General features: G+C 68.4%; 8 protein-coding genes and 1 pseudogene. 4 read left to right on the top strand and 5 right to left on the bottom strand.

Annotation, left to right across the window (positions count from 1 at the left end; genetic code table 11):
* Positions 1–6 precede the first annotated feature (6 nt).
* On the bottom strand, positions 7–1233 hold the full coding sequence (mltA, locus tag AC1DYI_RS04935) for a murein transglycosylase A (protein ID WP_477202960.1): 1227 nt from the start codon (positions 1231–1233) through the stop codon (positions 7–9).
* Here mltA and AC1DYI_RS04940 point away from each other — a divergent pair.
* Positions 1232–1381: a hypothetical protein gene (locus AC1DYI_RS04940; RefSeq protein ID WP_477202961.1), complete on the top strand. Its 150-nt coding sequence runs from the start codon at positions 1232–1234 to the stop codon at positions 1379–1381. The genes mltA and AC1DYI_RS04940 overlap by 2 nt on opposite strands.
* Here the strand turns inward: AC1DYI_RS04940 and AC1DYI_RS04945 are convergent, their stop codons facing one another.
* The gene (locus AC1DYI_RS04945) at positions 1382–3448 is read right to left on the bottom strand and encodes a site-specific recombinase (protein ID WP_477202962.1); all 2067 of its coding nucleotides are present in this window, start codon (positions 3446–3448) and stop codon (positions 1382–1384) included.
* Entirely contained in the window at positions 3448–3822 is a 375-nt protein-coding gene (gene apaG, locus AC1DYI_RS04950; protein ID WP_477202963.1) for a Co2+/Mg2+ efflux protein ApaG, read from the bottom strand. The genes AC1DYI_RS04945 and apaG overlap by 1 nt, the downstream gene beginning before the upstream one ends.
* A gap of 71 nt (positions 3823–3893) precedes the next feature.
* On the opposite strand from apaG, the gene rpe reads away from it, so the two are divergent.
* The gene (gene rpe, locus AC1DYI_RS04955) at positions 3894–4577 is read left to right on the top strand and encodes a ribulose-phosphate 3-epimerase (RefSeq protein WP_477202964.1); all 684 of its coding nucleotides are present in this window, start codon (positions 3894–3896) and stop codon (positions 4575–4577) included.
* Positions 4574–5239, top strand: coding sequence for a phosphoglycolate phosphatase (gene gph / locus AC1DYI_RS04960; protein WP_477202965.1), 666 nt, complete (start codon positions 4574–4576; stop codon positions 5237–5239). The genes rpe and gph overlap by 4 nt, the downstream gene beginning before the upstream one ends.
* 23 nt (positions 5240–5262) lie before the next feature.
* Here the strand turns inward: gph and AC1DYI_RS04965 are convergent, their stop codons facing one another.
* Entirely contained in the window at positions 5263–6003 is a 741-nt protein-coding gene (locus AC1DYI_RS04965) for an energy transducer TonB (protein WP_477202966.1), read from the bottom strand.
* Between the two features lie 255 nt (positions 6004–6258).
* Complete coding sequence (locus AC1DYI_RS04970) at positions 6259–6990, bottom strand: chalcone isomerase family protein (protein ID WP_477202967.1); 732 nt, start codon at positions 6988–6990, stop codon at positions 6259–6261.
* A gap of 291 nt (positions 6991–7281) precedes the next feature.
* Here AC1DYI_RS04970 and AC1DYI_RS04975 point away from each other — a divergent pair.
* Positions 7282–7572: pseudogene (locus AC1DYI_RS04975) on the top strand (anthranilate synthase component I); the annotation flags it as partial.

Below are 7572 nucleotides of genomic sequence, written 5' to 3' on the forward strand. Positions count from 1 at the left end.
GCGGCCTCATTTTGGCCACAGCACCCAGGCGCGTAGCGGCTGCTTCATCCGCCCCGCCTGGTTCTCGGCTTCGTCGCCCCAGCCCCAGAAGTAGTCGGCCCGCACCGCGCCGACGATCGCGCCGCCGGTGTCTTGCGCCATCACCAGCCGTTGCAGCGGTTTGCTCGACAGCGGCTCGGTCGCGTCGAGCCAGACCGGTGTGCCATAGGGCACCGACAACGGGTCGACCGCGATCGAGCGGCCCGGCGTCAGCGGCACACCCTGCGCACCCTTAGGCCCCAACGCCGGGTCGGGCAGTGCCTCTTCGCGGAAGAACACCGTGCGCGGGTTCTGCCACAGCGCCTCGGTGATGCGCTTGGGGTTGCGCTTCATCCAGTCCTTGATCGCTGGCCAGCTGGCCTCGCCGGCCACCAGCTCGCCCTGGTCGATCAGCCAGCGGCCGACCGAGCGGTAGGGCTGGTCGTTATGGGCTGCAAACGCCAGGCGTTGCAGCCTGACGCTGCCGTCGGGCTCGACCACGCGCAGCCGGCCCGAGCCCTGCACCTGCAGCACCAGCGCGTCGAGCGGGTCTTCGACGTACGCGATCTCGCGGCCCTTCAGGCTGGCCTGCGCAGCGGGCAGCGTCTCCAGCTCCTGCCGCGTCCAATAAGGCTTGCGCTGGCCTAGGTCTGACGGTGTCGCGTACAGCGCCACCTTGCGGCTGCGCGTGGGCTTGCGGCTGGCTTCGACCAGCGGCTCGAAGTACCCGGTCACCAGTCCAGCAGGGTCGCCCTCGGGCGACTCGATGCGGTAGACCTTGAAGCGCTGTTCCAGCCACTGACGGGCCTGCGTGTCGTCGGCCGGGAAGAACTGGCGCGACTGGGTACAGACCGCGGCCCAGCCTTCCGCCTGAGCCGCCGCGCCGTTCGTGCCGCAGCTCAGGCGCAGCGCGGGCCACAGCTCGGCGACGCGGTCTTGGCCCCAACCGGGCAACTCTGCAAAACTCGCTGGCACCCAGCGCGCGTGGCCGCGTTCCAGCGTGCCGGGTGGTGCGGGCACTGGTGCGCTGGCGGCCGAGGCCGGTGCAGCTGGCGCGCTCGGTGCGGAGGGCGTGGCGCCCCGGTCTTCCACCGGCACTGGGGCCTGGCGCTGCAGCACCGAGCACGACGCCAGCAGCGTGGCCACCAACAACGGGCCAAGGGCGCGGGACGACAATCGGCGGAAGGCGCCGTCACGGCGCAGGAAAGTGGACATGGGTTGGTTGATCTTCGAAGCGTTGGCTGCCGGCGGGTTGCTGGTCTTCATCGTCTGGTGGACGATGTTCTCGGGCCGGCGTGGCGGCGAACAACCAGACAAGGAACAAGACCGGGACAGCGCATCGGGCAAGAACGATCCGGGTTGATCAAGGCGGTGTCGGCTGCGCCTCTGCCGGCGGCAGCAGGAAGCTGACCGGCGCGCGGCGCCAGCGCCGGCGCAGTGCCGCATACAGGCGCCCGCGGACGTTGACCCGCAGCCCGCGTGAGGCCAGCGCGACCTTGAACGCCAGCGTGAAGCTGACGCTCAGGTTCAGCACACCGATCAGCGGGATCGACGCGAGGCACCACCAGAAATCGGGCTGCTGCAGCAGGGCCGGCCCGAGCGCACCGAGCGCCGCGGCCAGCTGGCCCATCGACAGCGTGACGTGGCGCACCTCGATCGGCAGGCCGAAGAAGGCACACAGCACCGGCACCAACCCCAGCATGAAGCCCAGCGACACGTTGGCCGCCAGGCCGGAAATGTGTTGCCGCCACCAGCGCGCCCAGCGCTGAGCGCGCTCGGGGCCGAGCCGGTCGCGGATGCGCGGGTTCCAGGCGATCGCGCTGTCCAGCCGGTGGAAGACGAACCAGTTCTCGACCCAGCCGGCGATCAGGCTGGCGATGAACAGCAGCACGCCGGTGAAGGCGGCGTAGAACAGCGTCGGGCCCAGCAGGTGGATGGAATGCAGCACGTAGTGAGCTTGTTTCTCACCGACCAGGGGTGCGCCCAGCGCCCACCAGGCCAGGCCCTGCGCCAGCAACACGACCGGCACCACGCCGGCCAGGTTGCCCGCGATGCCCGCCACCTGTGAGCGCAGCAGGTTGGCCACCTCGTCGACAAAGCCTTCCACCGCTTCGTCGCTGGCCGACACACCTTCCAGCTTGGCGGCCATCGCCGGCGCGGTCATCGCCGGCTGTTTGGTCGCCACCGCCCAGTGCAGCAGGTAGATCAGCACGAAGCTGAGCGCGTAGTTGGTCCCGGCCGCAAAGCCGGCCCAGAAGGCTGACAGCGCGAGCGCACCGAGCGCGAACTTCAGCAGCGCCGTGAAGCCGATGACCGCGCCGCCGCCGGTGGCCTGGGCCAGCATCGTGCGGTACTCGGCCCGGTCGCGGGTGATGTAGTGCTCGCCGGTCTCGGCGCTGCGCTCGGTGACCTTGCGCGCCAGCAGCGCGTAGTGGTGGCTGAACAGCCGCGTCACACCGCGTCGTTCGGTCGCGCAGTGCACCAGCCCGGCCAGCAGATGGCGCAGCTCGGCCGCGCCGCGCGGGCCAGCGGGCGGGGTGTCGACGGCCGCGTCGGCGGCCAGATCGCTGACCAGGCAGGCGAGCAGCGCCTCGATGCGTTCGCCGCGCTCGCGCAGCTGTTCGACCTGGAACACCAGATCGACCGAGACGCCGTGTTCGTCCAGGTGGCCCCGCACACTGGCGGCGGCCTCGCGGCAGGCGTCGAGCACCGCGCGCAGGTAGCCGGCTTGCTGTAGCCGTGCGCTGTCGTCGTCGCCATCGCGGTGGCCGGCGCGCAGCGCCTCGGCGGCTTGCACGACCTGGTGGAACGGCCGGTCGGCCAGCAGCGCCTCGTCCATCCGCAAGCGCATCGGGCCCGACAGGCCGGACGCGCGGATCTGGCTGGCCAGCAGCTGGATCGACTCGACCATCGGTGCGCGCCAAGGCTCTTCGCCCGACGGTTCGGCGGGCATCGCCAGCGCCAGCAAACGCTCGGTCGTTGCGTCGTCGATGGCGGCGATCCAGTCGGCATCGGCCGGGCCATTGAACAGCTGGGGGAACAGCGCGCCCAGGTCGGTCGTCTGCGGCGTGCCAGGCAGGCAGGCCAGGCGCAGGCGCTCGGCCAGCTCGCTGACGAAGCCGTGGCGCGGTGCAAAGCCGAAGTCGGCCAGCAGGCCGGTCGCGTCGAGCCGGGCGAAGATCGTGCGCCACAAGGCGCTCACCTGTTCGCGGTGCTCGGGGTGGCGCTCGACCACGTCGATGAACAAACGCAGGCGCTGCACCGGCCAGGGTGTGGCCGGGTCCACCGTTTCGCCTGGGGTGTCACCGGCGCTGGTCGGCCCCGGTGAGCGCAGCCACTGCAGCCAGCGCACGAGCCAAAGATGCTGTTCGGCCGCCGGCGCGCGCGGGTCGGCCGCGTTGAGCAGCGCGCTCAGGTCCCAGCGCGTCATCAATGCAGGGCTTGGGCCTGCGACAGCTCGAACGCGGGCACCGGGGTGTCGAACCAGTGGGCGTCGTCAGTGATGCAGAAGAAGGTGCCGTGCATGCGGCCCCGCGGCGTGCCGATGCGCGTCCAGCTGGTGTATTCGAACTGTTCGCCGGGCTTCAGCACCGGCTGGTGGCCGACGACCGCCAGGCCGCGAACCTCTTCGACCCGGCCGCTGCTGTCGGTGATGACCCAGTGGCGCGCGACCAACTGGCCGGTGACGTTGCCGTCGTTGCGGATCGTGATCGTGTACGAGAAGGCGAACACGTCGTCGGCACTGGACGACTGTTCCGGCAGGTACTGCGTGACCACCGAGACGGTGAATTTCGGGGTGCTCATGCGCGCATTCTAGAAAGTCCGCCAAGGCCACCTTCTAAAATTGCCCCTTTCCGCCCCGAGCCAGCGCCGCCATGAGCCGAACCTACCGCATTGCGCCCAGCATTCTTTCGGCCGATTTCGCCCGTTTGGGGCAAGAGGTGCGCGACGTGCTCGCCGCCGGTGCCGACTGGATCCACTTCGACGTGATGGACAACCATTACGTGCCGAACCTGACCTTCGGTCCGATGGTCTGCCAGGCGCTCAAGCCCCATGCGGTCAAGCCCGACGGCACGAAGGCGCCGATCGACGTGCACCTGATGGTGCAGCCGGTGGATGCGTTGGCGCAGGCGTTTGCAAAGGCCGGCGCCGACCTGGTCAGCTTCCACCCCGACGCCAGCACCCATGTCGACAGGACGCTGCAGCTGATCAAGGCCGAGGGTGCGCAGGCCGGGCTGGTGTTCAACCCAGCGACGCCGGTGGATGTGCTGGACTGGGTGATCGACAAGGTCGACCTGGTGCTGATCATGAGCGTCAACCCCGGCTTCGGCGGTCAGAGCTTCATCGACAGCGCGCTGCGCAAGACCGAGAAGGTGCGCAAGCTGATCGACGCGACCGGCCGCGACATCCGGCTCGAGGTCGACGGCGGCATCAAGGTCGACAACATCCGCCGCGTCGCCGATGCTGGCGCCGACACCTTCGTTGCCGGCAGCGCGATCTTCGGCCAGAAGGACTACAAGCAGGTCATCGACGCGATGCGGGGCGAACTGGCTCGATGAGCTCGGCGCTCTATGACGCCGCGCTGATCGACCTCGATGGCACCCTGGTCGATACGGTAGGCGATTTCGAGGTGGCGCTGGCGCGCATGCTGGCCGACCTCGGGCTGCCGGCGGTCGGGCGCCCCTTCATCGAGCGCACCGTCGGGCAAGGGTCGGAGCACCTGATCCGCCAGACGCTGGCCGAGGCAGGCGGCGCATCAGACTTGTATGCACCAGCCTGGGCCCGCTACCAGCACCACTATGAAACCATCAACGGCCAGCACTCGGCCGTCTACCCGGGTGTGGCCGAAGGCTTGGCGCACCTGCGCTCGGCAGGTTTGCGCCTGGCTTGCCTGACCAACAAGCCCGTGGCATTTGCCCGCGAGCTGTTGCGCCACAAGGGTCTGTCAGAGGTGTTCGAGCATTGTTTCGGCGGCGACTCGTTCGAGCGCAAGAAACCCGATCCGCTGCCGCTGCGCAAGGCTTGTGAGGCACTGGGGTCGACGCCTGGCCGCACCTTGATGGTGGGTGATTCGCGCAATGACGTGCAGGCCGCACGCGGCGCCGGCTGCCCGGTGGTGCTGGTGCGCTATGGCTACAACCACGGCGAGCCGGCGGAATCGGCCGGTGCCGATCGGGTGATCGACCGGCTGGATCAGATCGCGCTGTCGGCTGCGGCTTAGGCGCGTTCAGCGCCCGGCGGGCCTCAGCTGTCGAGGTCGAAGCCCAGGTCGACCACGGCGCTGCGCGGCGTGCGCACCGGCTGGAAGCGCCAAGCCGTCACCGCCTCCAAAGCGGCTTCGTTCAGGGTGCGGTTGGTGGTCTGCACGACGGTGGGGTTGGCGACGCTGCCGTCCGGCTGCACCTCGAAGCGCACCTGGACATTGCCCTTGCGCAGGCGGCGCATCACGGTGGTTGGGAATTCGGGTTCGTTGGCCTTCACCAGCGCCAGCGGCGTGTCGTCCGGCTCTTCCACCGGGGCGGTGGCGGTGCGAGCGGCTTCGGTGGCGGCTGCTGCGCCCGATGGGGCTGCCAATCCGGCACTGCCCGCGACGCTCGCGCTCGAGCCGCCCGTGCTGAGCGGCGCGGGGGCAGACAAGGTGGCGGTGGCGTCGTGCGGGGCGCTGGTGGCGCCATCGGTGGCAGGCGCCGCACGGCTGCTGCCGGTGCTGGCGGGGGCGCTGCCACTGCCGTTGGTGGCGACGACGGTGCCGCCGCCCGATGGTGTTGGCGCGCTCGGCGCTGGCCGTGGCGCGGCAGCCGTCGCGGTAGGTCTGACTTCGACGATGCGTGGTGCAGGCTTGGCCGGCGCCGCGTCGTTCTTCTGCGCGTTCAGGCGAATCCAGTACAGCGGGCTGGCGGCGTCCTTCTTCACCCGGTCGCTGACGCTCGGGTCGGCTGGACCTGCGGCCGAGGCAGCGGGCGCCGCTGGGGCTGCTTGCCCCATGGCCAAGAGCGGTTGGAACAGTAGTGCCGCCAAACCCATTGAGCCACTGGCGAACGTCAGGCATCGAACAAGGTACGTCATCGGCGTCATCACGAGAAGCCGGATGCCCACGATGGTGGGCAGGCCCGGCAATTACGACTCGAACAGACGCGGATCACGCGCCCGCCCGCTACTTCAACAACAACTCACCAATCGCGAAACGGGTACATCCACTCCAGCCGCGCGGGTGCGCGGACACAAGCAAGAAACGTTCACTCACTGATCGCTGCCGCCACGGCCGCTGCTGCGGGCCTTGCCCAGCAGTGCGTCCTTCAGCAGGTTATCGGCAGGTGAGGGGCCCAACCAAAGGCTGAGCAGTGCGGTATAGAACTCGGGTTCCTTGATCGGTTCCGATTCGACCTTGCCGTTGACCGAGATCAGCGTCCCGGTGCCCGGCAGCCAGTCGACGGTGAACGAATCGCCGGACACGAGCTTCTTGCGCTTGGAGAACATGTCGGCCATCTTGATGGTGCCGTTGATCGACTTGGCGAAGATGTCGCGCGGCGAGTTCTTCTCCATACCCTGGGTGAACAGCTTGCCAAGCTCGTTGGCATCGATCTCGCGCAGCATCACGATGTGCACGCGCCGCGGCCCATTGGTGGCGGCATAGATCTGCTCGGCCGCGGTCATCTTTGTCGGCAGGTACAGCCCGGCGGTGTAGACCTTGAAGATGGCCTTGTAGCGAACGCCCGCGCCGTTAAGCGGCAGCTTGCTGCCGCCCACCTGCTCGACGGTCTCGTACTTGACACCGCCGACCTCGATGGTGTCGGCCCGAACGGCCGACAAACATGCCAAAGAAATCACCATTCCGAGCAGTGCGCTCGAACCCAAACGACGCCACATGGGCACGACCTTTCCGATTATCTTGTTCGCAGGGGCACCCTCAAAACACGTACGAACCCCCGGATGAGGCGGCAAAGTGTGAATCAGTGTTACCGGGATGTCCATTCGTCGGAACCCGAAAAAACACGGACGACTGCTACACTTTCCACATCATGTTCACTTCGCGCAAATGGATGGCGTGGTCGCACGACCGGGGAGCTTGGCCCTGGCGTCGCTGGCCTGCGTAAGCCTTTTGCCGACGGCGCTGCCTGACGGTCTCGACGACCCACGGCGCCCCGGTTCCCCCGGTGGTGCGAGCTGTATCCGGCCCACCACCTTGCCAGACCCGGCCCGCCGCCTTGCCTGAGTTTTCGCGTGCAGCGAAACCGGCGCGGGCCCCCGGAAGGACCCGTCCAAGTGATCACTGAACTCGAATTCCAGAGCCTGGCCGCCCAAGGCCACAACCGCGTCGCCCTGGTCACCGAAGCCTTTGCCGACCTCGAAACCCCGCTGTCGCTGTACCTGAAACTGGCCGGCGGCCAGAAGCACGGCTTCTTGCTTGAATCTGTCGTCGGCGGCGAACGCTTCGGCCGCTACTCGTTCATCGGCCTGCCGGCCCGCACGCTGTTGCGGGCGACCGGTTTCAAGACCGAGATCGTGACCGATGGCCAGGTCGTCGAAACCCACGAGGGCAACCCGCTCGATTTC

The organism is Ideonella sp. P3_A4, assembly GCF_056403075.1.

What these genes read in the sequence shown, in the direction of transcription:
- AC1DYI_RS04945 (WP_477202962.1), bottom strand. Translation starts at nt 3,448, where the DNA reads ATGACGCGCTGGGACCTGAGCGCGCTGCTCAACGCGGCCGACCCGCGC.
- AC1DYI_RS04940 (WP_477202961.1), top strand. Translation starts at nt 1,232, where the DNA reads ATGGGTTGGTTGATCTTCGAAGCGTTGGCTGCCGGCGGGTTGCTGGTC.
- mltA (WP_477202960.1), bottom strand. Translation starts at nt 1,233, where the DNA reads ATGTCCACTTTCCTGCGCCGTGACGGCGCCTTCCGCCGATTGTCGTCC.
- AC1DYI_RS04970 (WP_477202967.1), bottom strand. Translation starts at nt 6,990, where the DNA reads ATGGACATCCCGGTAACACTGATTCACACTTTGCCGCCTCATCCGGGG.
- apaG (WP_477202963.1), bottom strand. Translation starts at nt 3,822, where the DNA reads ATGAGCACCCCGAAATTCACCGTCTCGGTGGTCACGCAGTACCTGCCG.
- AC1DYI_RS04965 (WP_477202966.1), bottom strand. Translation starts at nt 6,003, where the DNA reads ATGGGGCAAGCAGCCCCAGCGGCGCCCGCTGCCTCGGCCGCAGGTCCA.
- rpe (WP_477202964.1), top strand. Translation starts at nt 3,894, where the DNA reads ATGAGCCGAACCTACCGCATTGCGCCCAGCATTCTTTCGGCCGATTTC.
- gph (WP_477202965.1), top strand. Translation starts at nt 4,574, where the DNA reads ATGAGCTCGGCGCTCTATGACGCCGCGCTGATCGACCTCGATGGCACC.